Origin of the sequence: Nitrosomonas communis, assembly GCF_900114745.1 — a bacterium.
In the GTDB taxonomy this organism is placed as follows: Bacteria; Pseudomonadota; Gammaproteobacteria; order Burkholderiales; family Nitrosomonadaceae; genus Nitrosomonas; species Nitrosomonas communis_A.
On record NZ_FOUB01000007.1, the window covers coordinates 92,470 to 117,233 of the forward strand.

At 50.0% G+C, this 24,764-nt stretch carries 23 protein-coding genes and 2 pseudogenes; 13 read left to right on the top strand and 12 right to left on the bottom strand.

Going from position 1 to position 24,764, the window contains the following annotated elements; genetic code table 11:
* Positions 1–112: 112 nt before the first annotated feature.
* The 6 genes and pseudogenes from BM122_RS04930 to BM122_RS04955 all read right to left on the bottom strand — a co-directional run bounded on the left by BM122_RS04930 (position 113) and on the right by BM122_RS04955 (position 3,935).
* Positions 113–493, bottom strand: a complete 381-nt coding sequence (locus BM122_RS04930) for a hypothetical protein (protein WP_256211883.1) — start codon at positions 491–493, stop codon at positions 113–115.
* Between the two features lie 101 nt (positions 494–594).
* Positions 595–975, bottom strand: coding sequence for a site-specific recombinase resolvase (locus BM122_RS04935; protein WP_074904174.1), 381 nt, complete (start codon positions 973–975; stop codon positions 595–597).
* The gene (locus BM122_RS04940) at positions 972–2,363 is read right to left on the bottom strand and encodes a recombinase family protein (RefSeq protein ID WP_074904176.1); all 1,392 of its coding nucleotides are present in this window, start codon (positions 2,361–2,363) and stop codon (positions 972–974) included. The genes BM122_RS04935 and BM122_RS04940 overlap by 4 nt, the downstream gene beginning before the upstream one ends.
* Entirely contained in the window at positions 2,360–2,815 is a 456-nt protein-coding gene (locus BM122_RS04945; protein ID WP_074904177.1) for a DUF2924 domain-containing protein, read from the bottom strand. Before BM122_RS04945 ends, BM122_RS04940 begins: the two co-directional genes overlap by 4 nt.
* Before the next feature lie 179 nt (positions 2,816–2,994).
* A pseudogene (locus tag BM122_RS04950) lies at positions 2,995–3,462 on the bottom strand (Y-family DNA polymerase); the annotation flags it as partial.
* A 2-nt stretch (positions 3,463–3,464) separates the two neighbouring features.
* Positions 3,465–3,935 (bottom strand): LexA family protein, encoded by a 471-nt coding sequence (locus BM122_RS04955; RefSeq protein ID WP_256211884.1) that lies wholly within the window; start codon positions 3,933–3,935, stop codon positions 3,465–3,467.
* A gap of 74 nt (positions 3,936–4,009) precedes the next feature.
* On the opposite strand from BM122_RS04955, the gene BM122_RS04960 reads away from it, so the two are divergent.
* From BM122_RS04960 to BM122_RS04975, 4 genes are all read left to right on the top strand, one after another.
* Entirely contained in the window at positions 4,010–4,684 is a 675-nt protein-coding gene (locus BM122_RS04960) for an SOS response-associated peptidase (RefSeq protein ID WP_074904180.1), read from the top strand.
* Positions 4,681–6,879, top strand: coding sequence for an SF1B family DNA helicase RecD2 (recD2, locus tag BM122_RS04965; RefSeq protein WP_074904182.1), 2,199 nt, complete (start codon positions 4,681–4,683; stop codon positions 6,877–6,879). Before BM122_RS04960 ends, recD2 begins: the two co-directional genes overlap by 4 nt.
* Positions 6,880–7,117: 238 nt before the next feature.
* Positions 7,118–8,209, top strand: coding sequence for an alpha/beta hydrolase (locus BM122_RS04970; protein ID WP_074904183.1), 1,092 nt, complete (start codon positions 7,118–7,120; stop codon positions 8,207–8,209).
* Positions 8,210–8,317: 108 nt separating this feature from the next.
* Positions 8,318–10,834 carry an SUMF1/EgtB/PvdO family nonheme iron enzyme gene (locus tag BM122_RS04975; RefSeq protein WP_074904185.1) on the top strand — a complete coding sequence of 839 codons (2,517 nt, stop codon included), beginning with the start codon at positions 8,318–8,320 and terminating at the stop codon, positions 10,832–10,834.
* A gap of 275 nt (positions 10,835–11,109) precedes the next feature.
* On the opposite strand, the gene BM122_RS23140 is transcribed toward BM122_RS04975, so the two are convergent.
* Positions 11,110–11,271: a four helix bundle protein gene (locus BM122_RS23140; protein WP_177198048.1), complete on the bottom strand. Its 162-nt coding sequence runs from the start codon at positions 11,269–11,271 to the stop codon at positions 11,110–11,112.
* A 23-nt stretch (positions 11,272–11,294) separates the two neighbouring features.
* On the opposite strand from BM122_RS23140, the gene BM122_RS24840 reads away from it, so the two are divergent.
* Together BM122_RS24840 and BM122_RS23145 are read left to right on the top strand one after the other, a co-directional pair.
* Positions 11,295–11,426, top strand: coding sequence for a hypothetical protein (locus tag BM122_RS24840; RefSeq protein ID WP_256211885.1), 132 nt, complete (start codon positions 11,295–11,297; stop codon positions 11,424–11,426).
* A gap of 184 nt (positions 11,427–11,610) precedes the next feature.
* The gene (locus tag BM122_RS23145) at positions 11,611–11,838 is read left to right on the top strand and encodes a hypothetical protein (RefSeq protein ID WP_177198049.1); all 228 of its coding nucleotides are present in this window, start codon (positions 11,611–11,613) and stop codon (positions 11,836–11,838) included.
* 175 nt (positions 11,839–12,013) lie between these two features.
* Here BM122_RS23145 and BM122_RS04980 read toward each other — a convergent pair whose 3' ends face one another.
* Positions 12,014–14,485: an nSTAND1 domain-containing NTPase gene (locus BM122_RS04980; RefSeq protein WP_074904186.1), complete on the bottom strand. Its 2,472-nt coding sequence runs from the start codon at positions 14,483–14,485 to the stop codon at positions 12,014–12,016.
* The gene (locus tag BM122_RS04985; protein WP_074904188.1) at positions 14,482–15,315 is read right to left on the bottom strand and encodes a TIR domain-containing protein; all 834 of its coding nucleotides are present in this window, start codon (positions 15,313–15,315) and stop codon (positions 14,482–14,484) included. The genes BM122_RS04980 and BM122_RS04985 overlap by 4 nt, the downstream gene beginning before the upstream one ends.
* A gap of 223 nt (positions 15,316–15,538) precedes the next feature.
* Here BM122_RS04985 and BM122_RS24010 point away from each other — a divergent pair, with 223 nt between their 5' ends.
* The 7 genes and pseudogenes from BM122_RS24010 to BM122_RS05020 all read left to right on the top strand — a co-directional run bounded on the left by BM122_RS24010 (position 15,539) and on the right by BM122_RS05020 (position 20,520).
* Entirely contained in the window at positions 15,539–15,940 is a 402-nt protein-coding gene (locus tag BM122_RS24010; protein WP_074904189.1) for a hypothetical protein, read from the top strand.
* A 147-nt stretch (positions 15,941–16,087) separates the two neighbouring features.
* Positions 16,088–16,285: a transposase gene (locus BM122_RS24015; protein ID WP_256211886.1), complete on the top strand. Its 198-nt coding sequence runs from the start codon at positions 16,088–16,090 to the stop codon at positions 16,283–16,285.
* A gap of 624 nt (positions 16,286–16,909) precedes the next feature.
* Positions 16,910–17,668 (top strand): hypothetical protein, encoded by a 759-nt coding sequence (locus BM122_RS05000; protein ID WP_074904191.1) that lies wholly within the window; start codon positions 16,910–16,912, stop codon positions 17,666–17,668.
* Positions 17,580–18,761: pseudogene (locus tag BM122_RS21495) on the top strand (HAD-IC family P-type ATPase); the annotation flags it as partial. The gene BM122_RS05000 and the pseudogene BM122_RS21495, both read left to right, overlap by 89 nt.
* Positions 18,762–18,782: 21 nt before the next feature.
* Positions 18,783–19,337 (top strand): cation transporting ATPase C-terminal domain-containing protein, encoded by a 555-nt coding sequence (locus tag BM122_RS24845; protein ID WP_256211887.1) that lies wholly within the window; start codon positions 18,783–18,785, stop codon positions 19,335–19,337.
* Between the two features lie 369 nt (positions 19,338–19,706).
* On the top strand, positions 19,707–20,054 hold the full coding sequence (locus tag BM122_RS05015) for a transposase (protein WP_256211888.1): 348 nt from the start codon (positions 19,707–19,709) through the stop codon (positions 20,052–20,054).
* Entirely contained in the window at positions 20,035–20,520 is a 486-nt protein-coding gene (locus BM122_RS05020; RefSeq protein WP_305728206.1) for a transposase, read from the top strand. Before BM122_RS05015 ends, BM122_RS05020 begins: the two co-directional genes overlap by 20 nt.
* Before the next feature lie 615 nt (positions 20,521–21,135).
* On the opposite strand, the gene BM122_RS05025 is transcribed toward BM122_RS05020, so the two are convergent.
* The 3 genes from BM122_RS05025 to BM122_RS05035 form a co-directional block, all read right to left on the bottom strand.
* Positions 21,136–21,522 (bottom strand): hypothetical protein, encoded by a 387-nt coding sequence (locus tag BM122_RS05025; RefSeq protein WP_074904199.1) that lies wholly within the window; start codon positions 21,520–21,522, stop codon positions 21,136–21,138.
* Positions 21,523–21,579: 57 nt separating this feature from the next.
* Complete coding sequence (locus tag BM122_RS05030; RefSeq protein WP_074904200.1) at positions 21,580–23,709, bottom strand: Agd3-related carbohydrate deacetylase; 2,130 nt, start codon at positions 23,707–23,709, stop codon at positions 21,580–21,582.
* Positions 23,710–24,230: 521 nt separating this feature from the next.
* Positions 24,231–24,764, bottom strand: a 534-nt coding sequence (locus tag BM122_RS05035) for a KGG domain-containing protein (RefSeq protein ID WP_074904202.1), incomplete at its 5' end; no start/stop codon positions are given.

Genomic DNA, 24,764 nt, shown 5'->3' on the forward strand with positions numbered 1-24,764 from the left:
TGATGCTAATTGTCAGCGCTTATCAATCTATTTTTGAATACGTCAGATTAAATCTAAATTTTTACAACTAATATACTAAAAATCACTTCAAGATCGAAATTCCTGCCAGAAACTAGCTCAGAAACCTATCTGGCAGCTTCAAGTCATGCATTTGGTCGTCCCATACGTTGGACCATGGGCGGCGCACTACCTGCTCTAGCACTGCATCCGGCGTGCTGATCAATTGTTCAATAACTTCAGGCGCCAACAGGGTCAGCCGCTTGATCCGGCGCACCTGCGTCAAGCCCATTCCCTCGGCATCCGCAATCTCTGCGACTGATGCCACACGCTGCTCGTCCAGCAGACGTTGCCAATAAAATGCAAGACCAAGAGCACGCAACAAGGCGGAATCTTTCACTGATTCACGAGCTTCTCGCTCACGACATGCCTCCTCCGAGAACGCCTGTGGCGCATCCAAAGGCGTGATGATTTGTTTCTTGTAGCCCCGTTTCACCAACGTCCACGGTATAAACGTTTCCATCTGGACGCCGCCTGCCGGAGCAGGCAGCTGGTAGGTGACCGGACTACCGTCGATGCGCCCACGATGTTTCTTGCTCATACTTCCTCCTCAAAGCGCTTTACCATCTGCCGCTGGGCTTCCCATTCAATCGGCAACGGATTGCGCTGAAACCAAATCAAGTTCATGCGACGTGGCTGGCGCCCAGCCATTAACCGTTCGATGATGTCGGGGGCAAGCAAAGTCAACCGTAACAACTCGTTAACCACTGAATGATGCAGTTTTTCTGCCCGGGCAATAGCCGAGCCGCTCTTCATCATGCCAGTATCGATCAAATGCTGCCAGTAAAAAGCCCGGGCAAGACCTTCGAGCAGAGTCACATTATGGGCGTTATGTTCATAGGTAACGCGTTGCATACCTCGGCGGCGTAATGCCAAAGGCACAAAGGTTTCAAAAGAACCATTCGGGAGCTGACTCATGGGTTCTCGACCTCCAGTAACTCAACACCGATCCCCTTCGGGGCAAATTCGCCGAGCAGAGCGTTCCAGCCGAGTTCACGCCACTTCACCCTGATACCCTGCATCTCACCTCTCTGGACGAGATCGACGCGTTCGATCATCAGATTGGCGATGCGATGGCGCTCGACCGGAAACAGTTGCTCCCACACGTCGTTGAGCCGCCCCATGGCCATCACGGTGGCAGCCTCGTCAATCTGGGTACCATTGCGCTGGATGTGGCGCACCACAGCTGCCACTGCTTCAGGACTGGTCAGCACCGTGCGGATCTGCGCAACGACCGCCGCCTCGATCTCTGGCGCGGGTAAACGCGCATAGCTCTTGCCCGGTGCGCCGAAGCGGCTTTCCGACTTGGACACGTAATAATGATACTTGCGCCCGTTCTTGCGTGAATAGGTCGGATACATCCGCTCGCCCGATGGTGCATATAGCAAGCCGCGCAGCAACGCATCAGTACGTGACCTGATCTTGGTTTCCACCGAGCGCGCATGCCCGTCCCTGCTCAGCATGCCTTGAACCTTGTCCCAAAGCTCCTGGTCGATGATCGGCGGGTGCACCCCAGGGTACCAATTTCCCTTGTGCGACAATTCGCCCAAGTAGATGCGATTGCGCAGCAGTTTGTGCAAATACTTCTTGTCAATGCGCGCGCCGCTGCGCGTCTGCCCTTCCTGCGTCGTCCACGCCTTAGTGGTGATGCTCTCGGCGGTTAGGTTGGCAGCAATCTGGGTCGTCGAGCCGATGGTCAACATCTCCTCGAAGATACGACGCACCACCGCCGCCTCAGTTTGGTTGACGATCAGCATGCGGTTGTCGACATCATAACCCAGCGGCGGCACACCGCCCATCCACATCCCCTTGCGTTTGGCTGCTGCGATCTTGTCACGGATGCGCTCACCCGTGACTTCGCGTTCGAACTGCGCAAACGAGAGCAGCACGTTCAGCATCAGCCGCCCCATCGAGGTCGTCGTATTAAATTGCTGAGTAACTGAAACGAACGACACTTCATAGCGCTCGAATATCTCGACCATCTGGGAGAAATCAGCCAGGCTGCGTGTCAGGCGGTCGATCTTATAGACTACGACAATGTCGATTTTCCGTGCGCAGATATCGGCTATTAAACGTTTGAGCGCCGGTCTTTCAGTATTGCCGCCAGAAAAGCCGGGATCATCATAATCATCCGCCACCGCTATCCAGCCCTGCGAGCGTTGACTCGCAATGTAGGCATGCCCCGCTTCCTTCTGCGCATCGATAGAATTGAATTCCTGATTGAGCCGTTCATCCGAGGATACCCGGCAGTATACGGCGCAACGCTTGCGCACCTTGGCTTGGGCAATGTGCACAGGCTCATTCATTGGTCACCTCGCTTGCCAATCAGGCCAAAGAACAGGGGGCCACCACCCCAGTGCGTGCCCGTGATGTGACGGGCGACCGCAGTCAAGCTCTTGAACGAGCGCCCCTCGTATTCGAATAATCCCTCGGCCGTGACCATCACGCGGTGTTCGCGCTCGCCCCATTCGCGCAATAGCACCGTTCCTGGGGCAAAATTAAATTCACGCGGCTTGGCACGCAACTTGATCCTGGAGTGTTTGGCACCAATCGCCTCTAAACGCTCCCTTGTGGCTGTGGCGAGCCCGCCAAAGGCTTCCTCTTGGATCTTATAGGCGATGCGCGATTCGACATGAGAGCGATTCGGATACTCTGGTCGTCGTGTGAAATAACGGTCCCACAGTTGCCAGAGTTCGGACATGGGGAGACTTGGTAGTTCTGCAATACGTGCAGCTACCGATGTTGGTTTATCGCTCATTGCAACCTCTCTTTTCTAGATAACGGGTTTGTATGAACGTATATGGACTCCTCCGTTTTGCGTGAAATTTTTTTGATCTGGCATGGCTGAAACACTTGCACTCGTATATCCGGCCTGTAACGGGAGCTTTCTTGTCTCCCTGACCTTGATGGAAATTCGCGGCTGGGGCCTCATCGCTCTGTCTTGGTGGCGCCAAAGCCCACACAGACCGGCAGGCTGGTCCACTGATGGATACGGTTACGTATCGACTGGCCCATGTCGGTAGCAGTTGGCCAGAGATTGCCCAACCCTTGTAAACCCAGGAAACATTCGTCGATGGAATAGACCTCGACATAGGGGCTGAAATCACGCAGGATGGTCATTACCCGGTCAGACATATCGCCGTAGAGCGTATAGTTGGATGAAAGCGCAATGATGCCATGTTGTCTTACCAAATCCTTGAGCTGGAACCAGGGCGTGCCCATTTTGACGCCTAGCGCCTTGACTTCATTGGAGCGGGCCACTGCACAGCCATCGTTATTGGAGAGCACTACGACCGGTCGATTGATCAGATGCGGATTAAAAGCCCTCTCGCAACTGACATAAAAATTATTGACGTCTACCAAAGCGAAGAGTGGTCTACTGACGAGAGTGATGTCAGTTGACATGATCACACGATAAAACGTGCTACTGTTCCCACTACAACCCCCCATACCTGCAATTCCTCGTTTTCGCGAAAACGGATGGGTGGATAAGCTGGATTCTCAGCGTGCAGTTCGATCACGCCATTGCAGGCATACAGTCGCTTGACAGTATATTCATTGTTGATCACTGCCAGTACAATATGCCCGTGTTTAGGTTCAACCGAGCGATCCACCACCAGCATATCGCCATCGTGGATATGGGCACCCGTCATGGAATGACCGATGACACGAAAGAAATAGGTCGCTGCTTTGTTACGTATCAGATAACTATTGAGATCCAGCTTTTTATCAATATAATCTTCTGCAGGAGATGAAAACCCAGCGGGAATTCGATACTGCAATAACGGCAGCATACAAACGGCAGGATCAATTTCGGCTCGCTGTAAGCGAGGGGGCGCAGATGCGCTCGTAGGCTTAAAGGGAACGATGGTGGTCATGATGGGTCCTCCTTAATAGACGATGATGCCGATAGTATAAAACACTCATTTGACTAACCAAAATGTGAGGAGATATGTGCGGACGGTTTGCCCTGGCTTATCCTCGCTCCCAACTGATCGACTGGTACCACGCAGTGTCGATGCCGGAGATGGAGCCGCGCTATAACATTGCCCCCACCACCGATATTCTGGTCATCCGTGACAGCGACAAAGGCCGGCAAGGATCGATGATGCGCTGGGGGCTGATCCCTCCTTGGGCCAAGGAGACTAGGAAGCTGCCTTTGCTGTTCAATGCTCGCGCTGAATCATTAGCAAGCAAACCCATGTTCAGACAAGCGTTTCGCAGCCGACGCTGTCTCGTTCCTGCTTCCGGATTCTATGAATGGAAAAAGTCGGCAGAGGGAGCTAGCAAGCAACCCTTCTATATTTCGGCCAAGGACGGCCCCCTTTCCTTCGCAGGACTATGGGAAAGCGCGACGATCGATGAAACAGTCATCCATAGCTGCACGATCATCACCACGGACAGTAGCAGCTTGATGCGCCCAATTCATGACCGCATGCCAGTGATTCTCCCGCGTGAAGTATGGGATACCTGGTTATCCTCTTCACAGTTACCGGATGAGGCTCTTTTGTCGCTACTGCAACCTTATTCTTCAGAACAAATGCAATTATGGCAAGTCTCCCCTGCTGTGGGACGAGTAAGTCACGAGGGAGCGCAGCTGATTCAGCCGATCGATGACCAAGGATGAGCACTCCTTCAAATTCACCTCATAGTGCTGACAATCCTCTGGAAAAACTGCAGGGGTCGGTCGAACGCGTCACCTTTCATAGCGAATCCTCGGGTTTCTGTGTGTTGCGCGTTAAAGTCAAAGGTCAGAGAGAACTCATCACCGTAATTGGTTCAGCGGCTTCGGTCACAGCGGGTGAATATATCGAATGTGCAGGTTTCTGGGTCAATGACCGGCAACATGGTCAGCAATTTAAAACGATCTCGATAAAAATCGTCCCGCCTACCACCCTTGATGGGATAGAGAAATATCTGGGCTCCGGCATGATCAAAGGAATTGGCCCTCATTTTGCTAAGAAACTGGTCAGAGCCTTTGGAGCAGAGGTGTTTGATGTCATCGAACTCACGCCAGAGCGGCTGTTGACGTTACCCGGCATCGGCAAGAAACGGTTAGAACGGGTCACCAGTGCCTGGGCTGAACAAAAAGTGATCCGCGAAATCATGGTGTTCCTGCAATCGCATGGGGTCGGCACCTCACGCTCGGTGCGTATCTACAAAACCTATGGCGAACAAGCCATCGAAAAAGTCAGAGAAAACCCTTATCGATTGGCTCTGGACATTCACGGTATTGGTTTCAAAACCGCCGATACGCTCGCACAAAAGCTTGGGATTGCACCGGACTCCCTGATCCGGGCACAAGCCGGCGTGCGTCATGTATTGCAAGAATGGTCCAACGAAGGACATTGTGCCGCAGCACGCGATACTTTGCGCGATATGGCGGCGAAGCTCTTGGAAATACCTGCGCCGGTGATCGAGGAAGGCATCACTGCCGAGCTCGTGGAGGGCAATCTGACAGCGGAAACCATCGATCAGCACGAATTCATTTTTCTGACTCCTCTTTATCGAGCCGAAGTGGGATGCGCCAATCACCTGCTGCGCCTCAATCAAGGTGAGCCGCCCTGGGGGGCCATTGATGCCCAAAAGGCGGTTCCCTGGGTCGAAGAACAGACGGGGCTGACTTTATCAGCCTCCCAGCGTGCTGCCATCGAATTGATGCTGCAGCATAAAGTAACGGTGATCACGGGCGGCCCAGGGGTGGGTAAAACCACGTTGGTCAACAGCATCCTGAAGATCCTGAAAGCCAAACAGATCAATATTGCATTGTGCGCACCTACCGGCAGAGCAGCCAAACGCCTTGCTGAATCCACCGGGCTGGAAGCCAAAACCGTCCACCGCTTACTTGAGTTTGACCCTGCCATCTTTGCTTTCAAGCATAACGAAGAGTTTCCGCTGGAATTGGATTGCCTGGTCATCGATGAATCCTCCATGATGGATGTGACGTTGATGAATCAGTTATTGAAATCCGTGCCTTCAAGTGCAGCACTATTGATTGTGGGGGATGTGGACCAACTACCATCCGTGGGGCCGGGCGCGGTATTGGCGGACATCATCGACTCGGGGAGAATTGCCACCGTCAGGTTGACCGAGATTTTTAGGCAGGCGAGCACATCAAAAATCATTACCAATTCACACCGGATCAATCAGGGGATGCTACCCATAAGCCATAATGCTCAGGATCTGAGTGACTTTTATTGCCTCTATGCTGAGACGCCCGAGGAGATTTTTAGCAAATTGATGCAAGTGGTATTAGAGCGCATACCGCAGCGCTTTAACCTGCATCCCGTCAATGACATACAAGTGCTGGCACCGATGAATCGAGGGGGGCTGGGCGCACGCTCACTCAACATTGAACTGCAGCAGCGATTAAATGGAGTAAGTGAACCCAAGGTTACTCGTTACGGTTCGGTATATGCGCCAGGTGATAAAGTCATCCAGCAGGTCAACAACTACGACAAGGAAGTATTTAACGGGGATATTGGGGTGGTGCTTTCCGTAGATGTTGAAGAGAGCCTATTGCAAATCCAGTTTGATGAGCGCGTCGTAGATTACGAATTTAATGAACTCGATGAAATCTCTTTGGCCTACGCTATCAGTATTCATAAAGCACAAGGTTCCGAATACCCTGCTGTGGTCATCCCCCTGGCAATGCAGCATTACATGCTTTTGGAGCGAAACCTGCTCTATACCGGGGTTACCCGTGGCAAGCAGCTGGTCGTCATCATTGCGCAACCCAAAGCATTGGCCATGGCAATCAAGACTCAACGTTCCCAACGCAGGGTCACTAATCTGATTTCCCGTCTTTCAGAAATTGTCTGAAAACTCCTGATTTATATCAAGCGCCTCAACATCGAGAATCCAATGATTATTCAAGGCTTCACGAGTGCTTTTACTGGGTGCCGCGTCCAAACGGCCAAACCTTTACAGTGCAATGTTTACGGCTATTTTTAGAGAATCAACAGAAGAAAATAGGTTTAAAGGAATGCTTGCTAAAGTATATAATCCATTGGATTCATTTAGAATGACAAGCTCGTGATAACCTAGGCAAGGAAGATAAATGGCAGAATTACTTCCCATTTCCGGCTGTGACGAGACGGATCGTGAACTCGACCTGATTTTCGTGCATGGACTGAATGGCAACGGCTATACGACATGGCAGAAGGACAACGACCCGAATAACTTCTGGCCTCGCTGGCTTGGTGAAGATCACCCAAACATCGGCGTTTGGTCGTTAGAATATGAAGTCAGCGCCAGCGATTGGAACGGTCATAGCATGCCTTTGTACAACCGCGCGCGAAATAGCCTGGAGCTTTTTGATTTAAAGAATATTGGGCATCGGTCTATCGGTTTTGTTTGCCATAGCCTTGGTGGGTTGCTAGTCAAGGAAATTTTAAAACTGGCTAATGAATCCAATTACGGCAGTTGGAAACCTGTTGCCGAGCAAACGCGCTTCATTGTTTTCCTGTCAACCCCACATTCTGGCGCGAACATGGCCAACTGGATCAACTATATCGGCAAACTACTGCGCACCAGCGTCAGTGTTCATGAGTTGGAAGCTAACAATCCCCAACTGCTGGAGCTGAATAACTGGTATCGAAGCAATGCCGAGCGGTTAAAGATTAAAACTTACGTTTTTTTCGAAAATCTTCCTACGCATGACATCCTGGTTGTCAATGAAGCCAGCGCTGACCCGGGTATTACTGGTGTCCATCCAATCCCATTGGATGCTGACCATAGCACGATTTGTAAATTGGACAAGAAAAGCGGTCATGTTTATGAAAGGATCAGCCAGCTATTGAATGAAACGCTGAGCAGCATAAAAAAAATCAACTCGACGTCACTATCTAATACGCCGGTTCAAGAAAAAACCAATCCAAATTTCAACCCATATCACGCTTCATCCAACCACGCCTTTCCTGGATCATTAAAATTAGCTTTCTGTGAACGACTGGGACATTCATGGAGAGAGCTGGCTGATATTTTAGAAATAAGACCCAGCGAACAGGCAAGATTTCAACAAGGACTGGAACCTAAAGCCATCTGGGAATGGCTGGAACAGCGAAAACGGTTAACCGAATTGCCTTCGGCGCTCAGAAGAATCGACCGCCACGACCTCGCAGAGGAGTTCGACCGCTCCCGCCCCAATTAGACCTGTCGTCAACCACCCCGCAGACGGCAGGTCAGCAATCAGGGATCAGGGACAAAGTTTTACAAGCTTTCTACCAAAAATGCGTCACCAATTGGTCACAACAGCGTTATGCGCTCGATTCGCGTTTTGTCGATTTTGACCCTCCTGATCGATCAGGGAACGGATGCGCAAGGTCCACGCTGGCGGCCTAAAAGCGAAAAATTCCAATCATTAAATGAAATCTTGGCGCATACCACAGAACCCTTAGTGATTCTGGGCGCACTTGGCAGCGGCAAAAGTACTTTGCTGCGCCATTTCGAATTGAATAATGCCCAGACCGCCCTGAGCCAACTCGAACAAAACCCGGCAGCCAACACGCCCCTCACTTTTTTTATTCAGCTCAATGACTTCAAAGGCCAACGTGCCAGCGATCCAACTCCGCTGCTATTAGAATGGTTATCCAAACGCTGGGCGCACTATCATCCGGATTTGCCTGATTTACGCGCTTTAATCGAGGACGGGCGGATCACACTGCTACTCGATGCCCTGAATGAAATTCCGTATCGCAACGCTGAAGTCATCCAGCTCTGGAAAGATTTTCTCGCTGAACTGGAAGCTTTCCAAAGCACCACCCGGGTGATTTTTACCTGCCGCAGCCTGGATTACAGCGCTCCCTTATCGTCCAAAGAACGGCCCGTACCCCAGGTGCGTATCGAATCGCTATCCGATGATAAAATCGAGGAATTCCTGCGGCAATACAGCCCGGATTATGGCGACACCTTATGGAAAAATCTGAGACATAGCGCGCAGTTAGATCTCTTCCGCTCGCCTTATTACCTCAAAATGCTCATCGAGGAAAGTATTAACGGGCAAGTACCCAGCGGTCGCGCTGCCTTGTTTACCGCCTTCGTGCGCCGGCTCATCAAGCGTGAAATTGAGAACCCCAACAATCCACTGTTTGAAGCCGGTGATCTGCTGGACGCGCGCGATATTCAGCGGCTCACCTTAGCGTATCTCGGCAGAACAGACTACGAGTTACCGAAACGCGGCCGACTCATTCCCAAGCTCGGCTTACTGGCCTTCCAAATGCAGAAACTCAGTAAGCGAAAAGAATCCGGGCTGGTTAAAATCGACTATGACCAGGCGCTGGCGATGCTCGAAGACCCGCTGAGTAAAAAGATACTCGATGCCGGCGTCGCCATGAATGTCTTGGAGCAAGATCTAGTGCAAGATCAAGTTTTCTACATTCACCAATTACTGCAGGAATATTTCGCCGCGCACCACTTTGCAGCAGCCCCCGAGCCCGACTTGGCGTATCAAGCCTGGCAAGCGGATGCCGTTTCTCCCAGTTTACAGGAAACCCTCGACACACTGGGGGATGCCGACCCGCTGCCACCCCTGCCATCCACCGGATGGGAAGAAACGCTGATGCTTGCCAGCGCGATGCTACCCGATCCTGATGAATTCACCGCCCAACTGATGAACGTCAACCTGGCACTGGCGGGCCGTTGCGCGGCGCAACCCGATGTCAAGCTATCCGCGCCGAGGAAAAAGCAACTGCAACAGGCTTTGGTGGAACGTACCCAGAACCCAGCCGCCGATGTGCGGGCGCGTATCGCCGCTGGTTTTTCATTGGGCGAGCTGGGCGATCCACGTTTTCAAAAACACCAGGGAGCGGATGGCGCATTCATCGTGCCGCCGTTGATTCCCCTATCCGGCGGCAGCTATCCTCTCGGCAGCGATGAAGGTCTGCATGATAACGAGGCGCCATTGCATCAAATCACCTTGGCTTTCTTCCAATTGGCGCAATTTCCGGTAACCAATGCCGAATGGCGCCTGTTCATGGAAGCCGGCGGCTACGACGACGAACGCTGGTGGCAAACTGACGCGGCACAAGCTTGGCGGCGGGGGGACAATACTTCTGCAGGGCCAAAACTGCAATTGCAGGAAACTCGAAAATTGTTCCAGGCGTATTCTACGCAAATTCGCGAATGGCAACGGCAAGGCAAGATTACCTCAAAGCAAGCGGATGACTGGGAAACCATTGCGCAATGGAGCGATGAAGACCTTGAAAAATGGCTAAATGGCAACTATCCCGGCGGCCGATTAACTGAACCTGCGTTCTGGCGTGATGATACCTACAACCGGCCGACCCAACCGGTCGTAGGCATCTGCTGGCATGAGGCCAACGCTTACTGCGCCTGGCTTAGCGCCCACAGCAGCTTGGACTTTCGGCTACCTACCGAGGCCGAATCGGAAGCGGCCGCGCGTGGAGCGGCTGCATGGCGTTTTGCCTATGGCGACACATTTGACAACCGAAAGGCCAACACTTTTGAAAGCCATATCCGCGCTACCACGCCCGTCGGCGTCTTTCCCGATGGCAACACGCCGCAGGGCTTACAGGATATGACCGGCAATGTTTGTGAATGGACCAGCAGTCTGTTGAAATCTTACCCTTATGATCCCTATGACGGCAGGGAGAACCAAGATGGCTCGGATGGACGCCGGGTTGTGCGCGGCGGCTCCTGGTACGAAGGTAAGCACAGTGCGCGCGCGGCTGCCCGCGGCCGCCTCACACCCGTCGGCCGCAACAATAATCTGGGATTTCGATTGGCGTGTTCGTCCCCCTTCATTCACCCCCTTTAGGGGGCAGACAATTGCAGTTGACCACCTGCCTGTTGCGAATGGCTAAACGCTGGTAACGGCGCAAGCTATTTCCAGCAATGGTCCCCGACTGCGGTTTGTGATCCGAGGCGAAGGATTTATGATGGCGCAGTGACGTTCCGTCCGCACGGTTTCCAGCCATCGGGCTTATATAAAAATAAGGTGTCTCAGAGCGTTAGCTCAGGAGACATTTTACTTGGCCTGCATCCAGCCGTCGAGTAAACGCCCCAGTTCCGCGACCGAGTGCTGATATGTTGTTATTGCCCTGCATTCAGCCAGCGCCATTGATGCGCTAAACGCAAGTACAGGCATAGCTTATTGAGCGCGGCATCCGCCTCGCATTGATGCTTTTGTCGAGTGGATCCCTGGTTTTGTGCATCGTATAATGCTTCCTGAAAATCCAGGGCTGCATCGACCATCCGCTGCTCTTTTGGATGAAGACGTGCGCTGGCTCATCAAAATCATTATCGCAGGCGGCGATGGTGTGCTCGAGGATGATTATCAAATGGCTTGGTTCCCGGTGACGACTTATTGGCATTCACAAGATTCAGAGGGCTGCCTATTGGCAATCTGACCTCACAGTTTTGGTCAAATTGCTACCTGAATCCCTTTGACCATTTTGTAAAGCGGAAGCTGCGATGTCCGACCTATGTGCTTTATGTGAACAACATGGCGTTGTTCAGCAACAGTAAAGCCGAACTCTGGAACTAGCGAGAAGCTCTGATCAAACGCTTGCAATCCTTGCGTTTGCTGCGCCGGTGGAACGGGGCATCCCCTGGCTGGGCTTTATTGTTTATCCGCAATATCGACCCATTAAGGCACGCAACGTACGCCATTTTTCAGCCCGGCTCCGGGATCGCTGGCAAGCATTTTGTAGGGAGCCATCAGCTTTGCCGAATTTGACAGCAGCGTTCAGGGATGGATCAATCATGTGCGCTACGCCGATAGCTGGGGACTACGCAAGCATGTATTGGGTAAACCGTTGATGACCAAACGTTCGGCACCCGAATAACATGCAACCAGCATGCCAAAGGGCTATAAATTCAATTTCAGAGCGCTCAACCGGCGATAACCGGTTGCATGATTTTGCCATAATGTATACAAGCTGGCAGAAAAAAATTCGCGGCGCGCTACGCATGCTTTTTGCCGCTGACGTGGCCATTAGTGTTCAGGGGTTCGAATGATGGGGGACGAACACGCCAACCGAAACCCCAGGCTACGGTTGCGGTCGCCGGGAGTGTAGCGGAAGCGGAAAACCGCGCACGATTCCTCCTGATAATTGATCCAGGAGCCGCCGCGCACAACCCGGTAATTGATCCAGGAGCCGCCGCGCACAACCTGGCAGGCATTACGCGTGGCATCAGTAGCCTCAGGTGCATGATAGCAGTTCGCACACCATTCCCAAACATTGCCACTCATATCAAGGGCCCCTACTGGCGATCCACCTTGCGGATAAAGCCCAACGGCCGTGGTGCGTCCCAAACCGCTTTCAAAAGTATTGCAATACATTGGTGCAAATACTGGTCCCCAAGGAAAGACATTTTCCGTACACCCGCCTGTTGCGGCTTGTTGCCACTCCAATTCGCTTGGCAAACGGATAGCGTAACCCAGTTTAAAAGTCAGCCAACGGCAAAAGGCTATCGCATCGAACCAGCTGACCCTGTCGGCCGGATGATTATCGACTGTTTGATATTGTTCGCCGGGTTCGGGGGCATGTTGTAGGTCAATCCACCAGCGTTCATCAGGGTAACCGTCCACGGCTTCCAAAAAGGCACGGTATTGCTTGTAAGTCACTGGATATTGGCCGATGAAAAAAGCGTCGACATTAAACGTGCCTGCGTCATTTTCCAGCACGATTCTGCCCGGCGGCACCTTACACCATTCGACTTGCGGAAGGCCTGCTGCATCGACACCGACACCTGGACGCGGATCGCCGATATCCGCCAGCCGCATGCCGATGCGTTCGCGCTGTTGATGCGTCAAAGCGGAATCGTTGAGCTTTTCCAGCAAACGTTCAGCCTCTGGACGGATAAAATCAAGCGCTTGCGCAGATAATCGTGGCTGAAGCTTTTGCTGCATGGCGTAGACTTGCTGCAATCGCTCGTGCGGCCAGAGGTTGGCGTCAGATTGATTATTACGCAGCCATTCAGTGGTTTCTAGTTCGACTTGGCGCAGCAGGCAAAAATCGTTCAACCGTACGTCGATCCATTCTTTGAGTAAATCCCAATGGGTCAATACGGCCTCATGCGCCACCTCGACGATAATCTTTGTCGCGCATGAATGCATTTGGGCATCGATTTCATTAATGGTGTTTTTGACCAGCAAGCGTGCCTCGATAAAAGCGTCGATGAGCTGTCGGGCCGCAGCAGTTTTAGCAACCGTGGCAAAATCAGCACGTTTACGAGTGGCAACGCGGCGCTCGGAATCGACCGTGACTAACTCGGCGAAGACGTCAGACAATGCATTTTGCGCAGGAGGCTCCAGGTTGCGATAAACTTCCTCGGCATAGCGGCCGATGGCTAGGCTGACCCCACCCATATGCCGGTAAGCTTGCAAAGTCAACGTCGTGTTCGGGAAGCAGGCAAGATAAAGCTTTTCCAAAGCAAAGGCCATTAATGCCAGCGCCCCGGAACCGGTACCAGTATCACGTAGAATCTCCCCTACCAGGCCGGATTCGAATTGCAACCCCGCCACTTTGGCTGGTTCAACGATCATTTGCGACAGAGAAGAAATATCTGGCGAGGCTAAATGCCAAGCGCCGCAATTGATGAGCCTGGCCAGTGCGGTATAGTTGAGGCAGTGTTCATGAAAGTCAGCGCGTACCGTCAGGATAATGCGCAGATACGGGCTCTGTATGGCTTGATCCAACAGCTGGATAAAGCGTTGCTGGTAATTTTCATCGACCAGGGTGAACAGCTCTTCGAATTGGTCAATGAACAAAACCAATTGCGTAGCAGAGGGCCTTTGCAACTGGTATTTTTCTGCTATTTCATCGATATTACCACGTTGTTGCAGTTGGGTGGCCATCTCGCGAGGTGTCATTCCCAGCTTTTCAAGTACAGGCTTTAACGCGGCAGATAACGCCATGAAGGGGTTGTCACCAACCTCACCGGGCGTAAAGCGCAACCATTCCCAACCACGGCTGTTTTCTGTTTGCCTTAGCCTGGGCAATAAGCCTGCACGTACGAGGGACGATTTACCAGAACCCGACGCGCCGATGACAGCCAAAAATCGGCCGGTAATGATTTTATCAAACAAAGCGTTTATTTCAGGTTCTCGCCCGAAAAACAAGACAGCTTCGTCTTCTGTAAAAGCGCGCAGGCCAATATAAGGGCAGGTGCCACTGATTTTTTTCGGTTCGGGCGAGGACTCGAGCGTGCCGCTGGAATGGATCTTTGCAGCAAGATCTGGCCGACCAATATCTTTTAGTGCTGGTTCCAGTTGATCCAATCGGGCGTTCTGTTCCAACCATGCCCAGATTTCCCGTGCTTCATCACCCTGAGGATATTGTTTTTGGTGCCTATTCGGAATTTCAAAGTAATCGGCCAGTTCCTGCCAATTGTTGCCCAAATTATTGTAAAAGATTATTTTTTGCTTACCGTTGTACTTTGTCATGGCTTGCAGCGCCTTCATTCAGGGGCGGATGTAAAAATCCGCGCCAAATCGGGACGATTAATATCAGTTAGCATGCCGGGCAATTCATGTAAACGACCACGATTGTCCAGCCATACCCAAATGTGCCGACCTTCATCGCCGGTTGCAAATCGGTTCTGCTCCGCGGGTGTAATCTCTAAATAATCGGCCAGTAGTTTCCAATCTTCGCCCAGCCGCTGGCAAAAAGCTATTTTAGCTTTGCCTGTCATGCTAATTGGCGGAGGTGAAGGCGGGATATGCGGTGAGGATTTTTGTTGACGAATAAGTTGCGCCCGTTCCATCAGCCCTTCACGTATAGCCAGAAATAAGCGTTTGCGTTCACCTGCTTCGCGATAATGTTCTTCTACCGTCATGTCACCGCCCGGCAGAAACTGGCGGCTCGCTAGCCAATCGTGGCGCTTCCAATTGCATGGCGACAAGATGACCGGAAATAAATACTTGGTCCCAGCCAGAAAATGGGCAATTTCCACATTATGGCAATAATCGGAATCGAGAAATCCCTGACTGATCAAAACCAAAGCGATATCGCAGGTTTGAATTTGATTTTTGATTACCTGATCCCACAGCTCGCCGGGTTTTATTTCCCGATCTGTCCAGAATTCGATGCCCTCTCGTTCCAGCCCTTTGAGAAAACCCAACAATGAGTCAGGTTGCAAATAGTGTGCATCCTGATGGCTATAGCTGATGAAAATTTTTATGGTCGAATTCATTGTCATCACGGCATGCTGAAAAAATTCCATGAACAAGAAGAGATCGTAAGCTCCATCTAGAAATACGCCTGAAAGAAAATCGGCGAATACTGCGTGCAAGCTTGATTCTTTCGTGGTCTGCTAACAATATTTTAGCATTACAAACTGTCGCGTCTATGGCCATTATTTCATTTCGCTGTAAATAATGGTCCGCCTGCCAAAATGCTCCAAGTTTAAGTGAGCAACGTATAAAAGGGTCAAGTCGCACACCGTTATATCAAAGATCAAATAAATTGCTTGCAATTCATAGATGACTTACCCATCATAATTTCGCTGCAAAGTTTTGTCCGTTCGCAAGAAGGAAGAACTTACAATTGAGCAGGCGGCAGCGCATTTTTGTGTGGAAATTGCCAGCGTGACGCGCTGGGTGGAAAATCCCAATCCCAAGCAGACCCGTAACAAACCGGCGATGAAGATCGACATGGTCGCAACGGGCTCGTCGACTAGGTATAAGCGAAAAAGGTCTCGGCCACGCGCTGCGACGTATGAACTCCGCTACAAACAAACATTGCAGCATCCCAAAGCGGACGAAGACAAACGGCACACCTTCCAAGAGGCAATTAAGGCGAATGAAGCTCAAAACCGCGTCATCGTCTATATTGACGAGAGTGGTTTTGCTCACGATATGCCACGAACACATGGGTATGCGTCCATTGGCAAGCGGTTTCAAGGTGTGTGTAATTGACATGCAGAGGTCGCGTCAATGTGATCGGCGTGTTGATCGGCAAGTGTCTTCTAACAGTGGGATTGTTCATAAGCAATATTGATGCAGATACTTTTTTCGGTTAGACGGTAACACAATCTGTTGCCAAAACTCCCGCCAGCATCAGTTGTGGCCATGGATAACACGACCCTTCACAAGAGGCAGGATATCCAAACCGCCATTGCCAATGCCGGGCATACACTTGAATACTTACCGTCTTATTCCCCAGACTTTAATGACATTGAGCCAAAATGGGGCCAAGCCAAAGCCATCAGGAAAAGGGAAGGGTGTTCCATCGAGCAGCTCTTTGCCGCTTATAAAATTTGAATCACTTTATATAAGATAATCCACATGGAGTCCAAAAGATTCCGGACTGAAAACGGAAGCTGCTCCGATTGCTGGTAAGGGCGGTTAGCAGATTCGGCCAAATTATCGAATCCACGTCCTCAAGACTAAGGCGTTACTATCTGGATCGGAAAGTGGACGCAGGTTCGGTTCCCTACTCCACCACCAATACCAAAGACCAACCCTTCATCCGGTTGGTTTTTTTTCGCATACTCTTGCGTGTTTGCGCGGGTTCCTGCGGATTATTGCGGACTTCGAGGTTCCAAGAAATCCCACAAATTTGCTCACTTTTTCTCTCTTTGCGCCATTATTCTCTCCAACCCTACCCGTCAAATGAATGCGAAGTCCACAAGTTCTAATTTTTTAGGTGATAAAAATCAATGAATTATGCGCGGACTAATCAAGTGGTTTATTTTCAGCATTGGTAGGCGGAGGAAACTGTGCCCGTTCGGAGAGTGGAAAAATCTTGCTATAAGGAAAAAATTCTTGGAAACGTCAAAAGAGTAACTACCTTGATGGACTGGTTTTGGCCAAGAGTGAACATATGGTATGGTTGTCGTTAGCTGCCTTAGCTTGGGTGGAAATCTGCTGGAATAGGATAGGCATATGAAGAGGAAGAAGAACAACAAAGTTACGCAGAAACCTGACGAGGTGCTGATCTCAGGCCCGCTAACAATGGCCAGGTTCGGAAGCACTATTGTGTCAAAGAATGTGTGGCAGCCCAGAGAATTTGAAAAACATCAAGAACTGCTTGCGGAAAATTACGCTGGTGTAGTGCAAGAAATTGACCGGAGCATAGCCGAGGTTACGGCTTTGGTTTCAACTTTGAATCCGCTTACAATACTTCATCGCGCTTGGCAGGAGCGCAGCGCATCTTATCTGCCTATAGATAGCGAAGTTGCTGTCCAGCAGGAGCAAGTTCTTGCAGCACGCATACTTGACTATGTGCAGAGCTTGGTCGCGAGCACCGAGCCGGCTATTCAGCAGGCGGACATGCCTAGTGATAAAGACTGGGCCAATTTAAATCGGCTAGTTGAGTCAATCTTCTTTGAGCTGATCCCGCAGTACTTTATGTGCGCGGCCGCAAAGCGTCGCCGGAGCGAGTCTGCAGTTGACCCCGCATTTGAAGAGTTTCACTTTCGTACCCAGCTCTACTGGTGCAACGTTACAGGAGAACAGTATCAAGTCCACCAAGTACAAGCACTTCGAGAGCTACTAGCCCCACAAAGCGAGACCATTTTTCAGCTTTATGGCCTGAGTAGCGAGCAGTTGTGCGATGAGCTTGCAAAGATCTGGCATTCGCTCACTAATTCTGTGTCTCGTCCTTGCCTGGGTGCGCCTACGTCAGGGATTCGGTATTGTTGATGCGGTGCTGAGTGCGGTTACGCTCGCAGTTGCTGCGCTGCCTGAAGAATTTCCAGTTGTTTTTACCTTTTTTCTTGGCGTTGGGGTATACCGTCTGGCACAACGGCGGGCGCTGGTGCGACGCGCGGTGGTGGTGGAAAATATTGGGCGAGTATCCTGCATTTGCTCGGACAAGACCGGCACCATCACCGAAGGCCAGTTGAGCTTGACCCACCGTTACCCGCACAATGATGTTAGCGATGAGCAGTTGCTTTCGGTTGCGGCCTTTGCTTCCCGCAGTGAAACCGATGATCCTTTAGATTTGGCAATTCTTCACGTGGCGCCCCCTGTACTTTCGCATCACTCTCTGCTGATGACATTTCCCTTTACAGAGAATCGCAAGTGTGAAACCGCCATTTGGCGCAAACCGGATGGTGCGTTAACAGTAGCGACTAAAGGGGCACCGGAGATCATATTCGCCATGTGCTCTTTCGCAGAGAACGAGCGCATAAAATGGGAAACTCAGGTTGCTGAACTCGCGAAAGCTGGACATAAAGTGATCGCTTGTGCGGAGCGAGGCCTCACCGATTCTGCCTGGGCTGGAGGAGAGCCGAGTCGTGAATTCGGTTTTGTCGGTTTGCTCGCCTTTGAGGATCCGGTGCGCGAGGGAGTTACCGAAGCAATCCAAAACTGTCGTGAAGGGAATATTCACGTTGTGATGGTCACTGGCGATCATCCTGCCACCGCAGAAGCGACAGCGCGCGAGATAGGCTTAGGCCAAGGAAACCCTAAAGTGATCGAAGCAACTCAACTGGACGATTTATTACAATAGGGAGACGCTGCTCTAATGAACGTGGATGTGATCGCACGTGCCGTTCCATCACAAAAACTCAGCTTAGTACGGGGCCTCCAATCCGTTGGTGAAGTTGTGGCGGTCACTGGAGACGGGGTAAATGATGTGCCGGCTTTACAGGCTGCTGATATCGGCATTGCTATGGGTCAGCGCGGCACCCGCAGCGCACGTGAAGTTGCCGCCATTGTACTGTTGGACGATAACTTTCGCACCATCATTCACGCTATCGCTGAAGGCAGGCAGTTGTTTCGCAATTTGAAACTGAGCTTTGCCTACCTATTGATGATCCACATTCCATTGGTTATCACCGCGGCACTCATACCTTTAGCAGGCTATCCCTTACTTTATCTACCTGTTCATATTGTCTGGCTCGAGCTGATCATTCATCCCACGGCATTGCTGGTCTTCCAGGAGCTGCCAGCAAATGAACGCTTGAACACGATCCAAAAAACACAGCACCCTCGATTTTTTAATCAGCGGGAATGGTGGGTGATCGCCATTGTTGGAACTCTGATGACATTAATGATCATCTATGGCTATGAACGCAGCCTTGGTATAGGTTACGAAGTTGAGCACGCACGGGCCATGGCCCTAGTCACTCTATCGTTTGTAAGCGCCATGTTGACTCTTGTTCTGAGTGGCCTGTCTAACTTCATGTCACGTATCATGGTGCCAGCAACCATCGCACTAACTTTGCTGTTGGTGCAATTTCCAACCTTGGCTTCGTTATTACATCTGGCCCCCCTGCATTTAGATGATTTGATGCTCAGCGCCGTCTGTGCGCTTGGCATTGCTATGATTGTCGTTTTGGGACGGTTTAGAGTTCTGTCATATTAACCGAGTAGTAACGTAGACTGTTTTTCATATGGGTTCAAAATAAAAAATAGTGAAGCCAACATTACTTAAAATTGCTTCATAAAATCCAATTACTTATCATACAGCCACACCAAATAATCTTCCTACTGGCCGCAGTTAAACTCATTGTGAGAGTTCCCTAAATGTAACTCTGATAGCACCGATAGACATAGTTGCTCCTCCTGCGCGTACGGCAACACTACTCAAAGATGTCAGAAATATGAGTGACGATACTGTAATCAAAGATATCAGCTGAGCGTTTGACACATTCCATGCGATCAATAATAATAGCGCAGCACCAATATAGCATGTCTCCTATAAATTGATTATAATTTACAGATAACCTATCCGATATCATTTCGCCGTAAAGTATTATCCGTTCGGGAGAAGGAGAACCTCTCAATCGCACAAGTGGCCGAGCGTTTTTGCGTAGGTGTCGCCAGTGTGACGCGCTGGTACAAGACTCCCGATCCCAAGACCACCCGCAACAAGCCTGCCACCAAGATTAACACTGAGAGGTTGGCACAGGACGTCAAGAATTATCCGGACGCATATCAGTACGAGCGCGCCAAACGGCTGGGAGTCAGCAAGCAAGGCATTAATCACGCTTTAAAGCGTCTGGGCGTGACCTATAAAAAAAAGCCTGCGTCACCCCAAAGCCAGCGAAGAAGAGCGACATATCTTTCAGCAAAAAATTGAAGGCTATGAGCGCGAAGGCCGCGTCATCGTTTACCTTGATGAAAGCGGCTTTGCGCACGACATGCCACGCACGCATGGCTATGCCCCTGTGGGCGAGCGCGCCCATGGCGTAAAAGACTGGCATGCACGAGGTCGAACCAATGTCATTGGCGCCCTGATCGGAAAGACGCTGCTGACCATAAGCCTGTTTATAGCCAATATCACCGCGGACATTTTCTATGCGTGGGTGACGCAGGACCTGTTGCCTAAACTTCTGCCCGCTTGCGTGATTGTCATGGACCACGCAACGTTCCATAAACGGCAGGATATCCAAACCGCCATTGCCAATGCCGGGCATACGCTTGAATACCTGCCGTCTTATTCCCCGGACTTTAATCACATTGAACCCAAATGGGCTCAGGCCAAAGCCATCAGAAGAAGGGAAGGTTGTTCCATCGAGCAGCTCTTTGCCGCTTATGAAATTTAAATCATTTTATATGGGATTTTCTATAGTAAATGTACCTGCAGAGAAAAAAGCTGCTTGCATGGGACGGACTCTAGCAATTTCTTCTAAACCTAGCTCATCTTTTGCATGTGCTCCCTCAACAAAGCGGTTGTAGCCGACTCAAGCCTGGAAAATAAGAACAGCGATACCTCAACACGTGGTTGTGTTGGTTAACGGAGGCATTCAACTTTTGTAAAAAGCAGGGATGAGCTAAATGAAAAATTGTTTCTAGTCAATCCTGCCTCGTTAGTATCTAAAATCGTCTAGCTTCATATTTCTGCAATAATTCATCAATATAATAAAAACCATCTAGAAATTGTCAAAAATTCATGGAATCGATTTCTAGCCATAGGTAACTACCTATCTCTCAAGATGATTTTCTCCCATAAGGTAGCTACCTAACGTGAGTTCGACCTAAAAAAATCTGTAACTGGAACCTGAATTCCTTAAACTCCTTAAATTCCTTATGATGATGTGATTCCAAAAAGAGCTTCATCAATAGATGAATCAGATACCTTTCATGCTTTTCTTATCCCGAACTCATGTTAATTAATGATTCAGAGGTGATTATTTATTGCTCATCGAATACAAAAGCGGTTATTCAGCCTCCTTGTCGTAATAAGCAGCCGCATCAAGAAGCGGTTGGGCATTGCCGCCTTGTTGAGCAACAATAGCTGCCGACTCTCTAAGCCGTTCTGCCAGTGATTTTGCCTGCTGAGGGTAAAATAAATTTTCCTCTCCCTGTTCTCGCCCTTCTGTTATCCCCTTTCCTTTTTTTAACTTCTGCTCTTCCTCTTTCCGTATCTTATTTATTTGCTCCTCAGCCTCACCCTGATTCTCCGGTGCGGTATTAGATTTCCCTGAATTATCAGTTTTTTGTCCTGGGGCGGCCTGTGCCGATATTGACATTCCTGTACCTATTATCATAGCGATGGTGACAATCAGCAAAGCAAGGACCGTTCTCAACGTGTGAATATATTCCATTTTATTACCCTCCTAATGGTTAAACCTTTTCTATAAAATCACCGAAGTAGCGGATACTTACTGCGTCAGCGCCCGATCTACTGTAAACACTGCTGGTGTCGTGCTTACGTTAACTTCGCGGATAAACTGACCACCATATAAATCTCCACCGTCAATTCCCGTGACCTCTAGATTCACAGATTTGTCTGCCGATAAGGTGACTTGATTTGTAACCCGATCCCACTTTGCTTGTATATTTGCAGTCTTAGCGTCGAGCCTATCCTTTGTCTTATCACCAATCTGCCAATATGGCAAATTTAATACTGGTAAGTTAAATAACCGCTCATAGACTTCGAAAACAGCGTTTAACCAGTCAAATATCAGTGTATTGCCGTTTGCATAGTTGGCTGCATTCGATTGATGGAAAAAATGAGGCCATTTATTAAAGCTCAGCATATGACGCACCGCACTGTCTGCTTCAGCAGCAAGAATTTCTGCATAATTCCGAGGAGCGCAGATCGCTCCGGGGATCGTGCAGGGATCCTGACCGGTATTCACAAATCGATCGTGAAATATATAGTTGTATTCATCAGTCAGCTGATCCGGATTAATGACATTCACGAACACATTGGTTGGCCAGCGCGGCAGCATAATACGATCGGTCGGTTTGCCGTCATCGTACTGAGTGATATATTGCTCAACATTCTGTGCTCGCTGCGATGAGTCGGAAGCTACATTTTGTACGTTTGTATTGGCTGCAGCTCGTAGAAGCAACGTGTTGGCGCCACCCTGATCAAATGCTACATCGTCATCCTGAATATTTGCCATCTCCGGGTGAAACAAAGGATCAGCAGTGCATCTGCGATCTTTCAGGCCAGAGTGATTACCAGTGAGCAGGACTTTGTTGTTATTAGCTTGGTCAGGCAGCCCCAACAGTTTCCACACCATCCGGTTATTAGTAATCTCTGCCTCAATAGGTGCTTCGTTAGCGAAGGTTTCATAATCACACGGTGCATTAGCCGGCACGGGCGGCTTATCCATCGCAGCATGCGTAAAAGTATGATTGATGTAGCGGAACGCATCTTTGTTGGTAACCACAGCCGCTACCAAATCTTCCGTCAGGTTTGTAACCAGTGGCGTAGCTGCCGGATCAACCACAGCCCCGGCTCCATTAAATGGAAAATCCAGTTGGAAAGCGCTGCCAGCCACTGGATGCGCAGCCCGGAAAGTAGTTTGCTTTTCTACGAGATTGCTGATATCGCTGCTGTTCAATCGGTAAGATTGCAACTGATTAGTCGCCTTAAGGCTGGGATCCCATAATTCATCCTCAATGAATAAATCATCCAGATGAACAGCCATATAAACGCGCCGCGCCCCCACGAATACCCCTTGCGTCGCCCAGTTGATAAACTCGTAGGCCAGTACTTTTGAATGAAGGAGGAATGAGGCATGAGTAATAGTCGAGATCATTACCTCACGTACTGGTGTAGTCTGATTGGGTAGCTTGTATTGCACGATCGATACCAGCGCTTCTCCATTAGAGGTTTGCAGCAGCGGCATAACGTTCGGGATAGTGCCATCGCGTGGTCCCACGGCATCATTGCGCGGAGTGGCCGCGAAAGCAAAGCCAGTAATCGGCAGCGGATTCGCCAGGTTTACCGATTCTAATACTTCTTTTTGATAGGCAGCAGGTACTGACCACTGCGTATTATAGCTGGCTCCACTGGATGAAAAAACCAGGCCATAATCCAGATAGATGCCAAATGGTGCCTGGGGGTCAGAATAGGTGGCCGGCCAGCCCGATAAAACGGCTTCACGGACCTTAAAGTCCTTTTCGTAATTGTGCAGAATGTCCCACTCTGCCGGCGTGAAGTTGGGAGTCAAATCGGAGATTGTCAGGATAATGCCGTTATAGCTACCCACACAACCCGCATCCACGGAGTTGCAGGCTACACCATTCAAAGAAGCGAGCTTATCTGCAGTTAAATCCTGGGTATTAGCATTCAATACGTCATAGGGCACGCCTATTTCATCCAGAACAGGCTTAATATAGCTGAGCTTCAGATCCTGGGTTTCATCTCCTGTAGAAATAACCAATACTCTCAGATTGACAGCATTATCGGCTAATGCAGGTGGCGTTAGAATTATTGCCAGCCACATTATCACTGAGATAATAAGATCAATTTCCTTTCCATAGTTCTTTTTCATAAGCAATTCCTTTCACCTTCACAACTCTGCATACATAAAAATCTATTTGAAGTATTACCCACCACATGGTTTCTATAATTCTTTATCATCTCCAATGATCATAAGTGCATAAAGATATTGGCGTGAGTTCGGGATAAAAAAACAGCAAAGGGACTCTGAATTCTTTATGATAAAAAGTTTTTGAAAAAGAGCTTCATCATTACTAGTGAGGTGAAACACCTCACTTCATATTAGACTTCTTCAAGCTCTTCCAGCTGTGGTGTGATCCTTATATCGAACTCACGTTAATATTCATTTAATTCTGACTTGGAGCAATGAATTTTCTTTGGCCCGTGGTTATCACGCTAGACATATTGTTGGCGATCGGTTCATCTTCAGATAAGGTGATAAAAATACTCCAAATAGTGGATAGTGCCGCGCCTGAAAGTCGTGGTTTTTTTACATTACTAGATTTCCTATGTACGGGTGTATTGGCACATAACCAACGAACAGACAAATCTGCTCGTCGTTATTATTGCTGGTTAGCGATTTTTATGGCTTTGGCTGCCTGCTTTCGCATGTTGCTCAGATGTACCGCCACGGGTAGAGGAAGATTCATCTTTGGAACCACCTTTGCTATGTGTGCGGGAAGAAGATTTATCTTCATCCTCGGAGCCACCTTTGCCACCTGACTGTCCACCTTTGCGACCTGCTTCACGCGCTTCTTCCGAGCTAAACTCATGAGCTGTACCTTTTTCATGGGCAGCATGACCTCCTTTTCTGCCTGCTTCGCGCGCCTCTTCAGAAGTGAATTCATGAGCCGTACCCTTTTCATGAGCTGCACGGCCTGCTTCACGCGCTTCCTCTGAGGTGAACTCATGAGCCGTACCCTTCTCGTGAGCTGCGCGACCCGCTTCGCGTGCTTCCTCTGAGGTAAACTCATGAGCAGTACCCTTCTCATGAGCTGCCTTGCCACCCTTGCTCGCAATTTCACGTTGCTTGTCTTCATCCATAGAAGCAAAACCACGCTGGCTGGTGCCCTTGTTATCCTCATCCTTTCCTTTATTCGAAGGCAT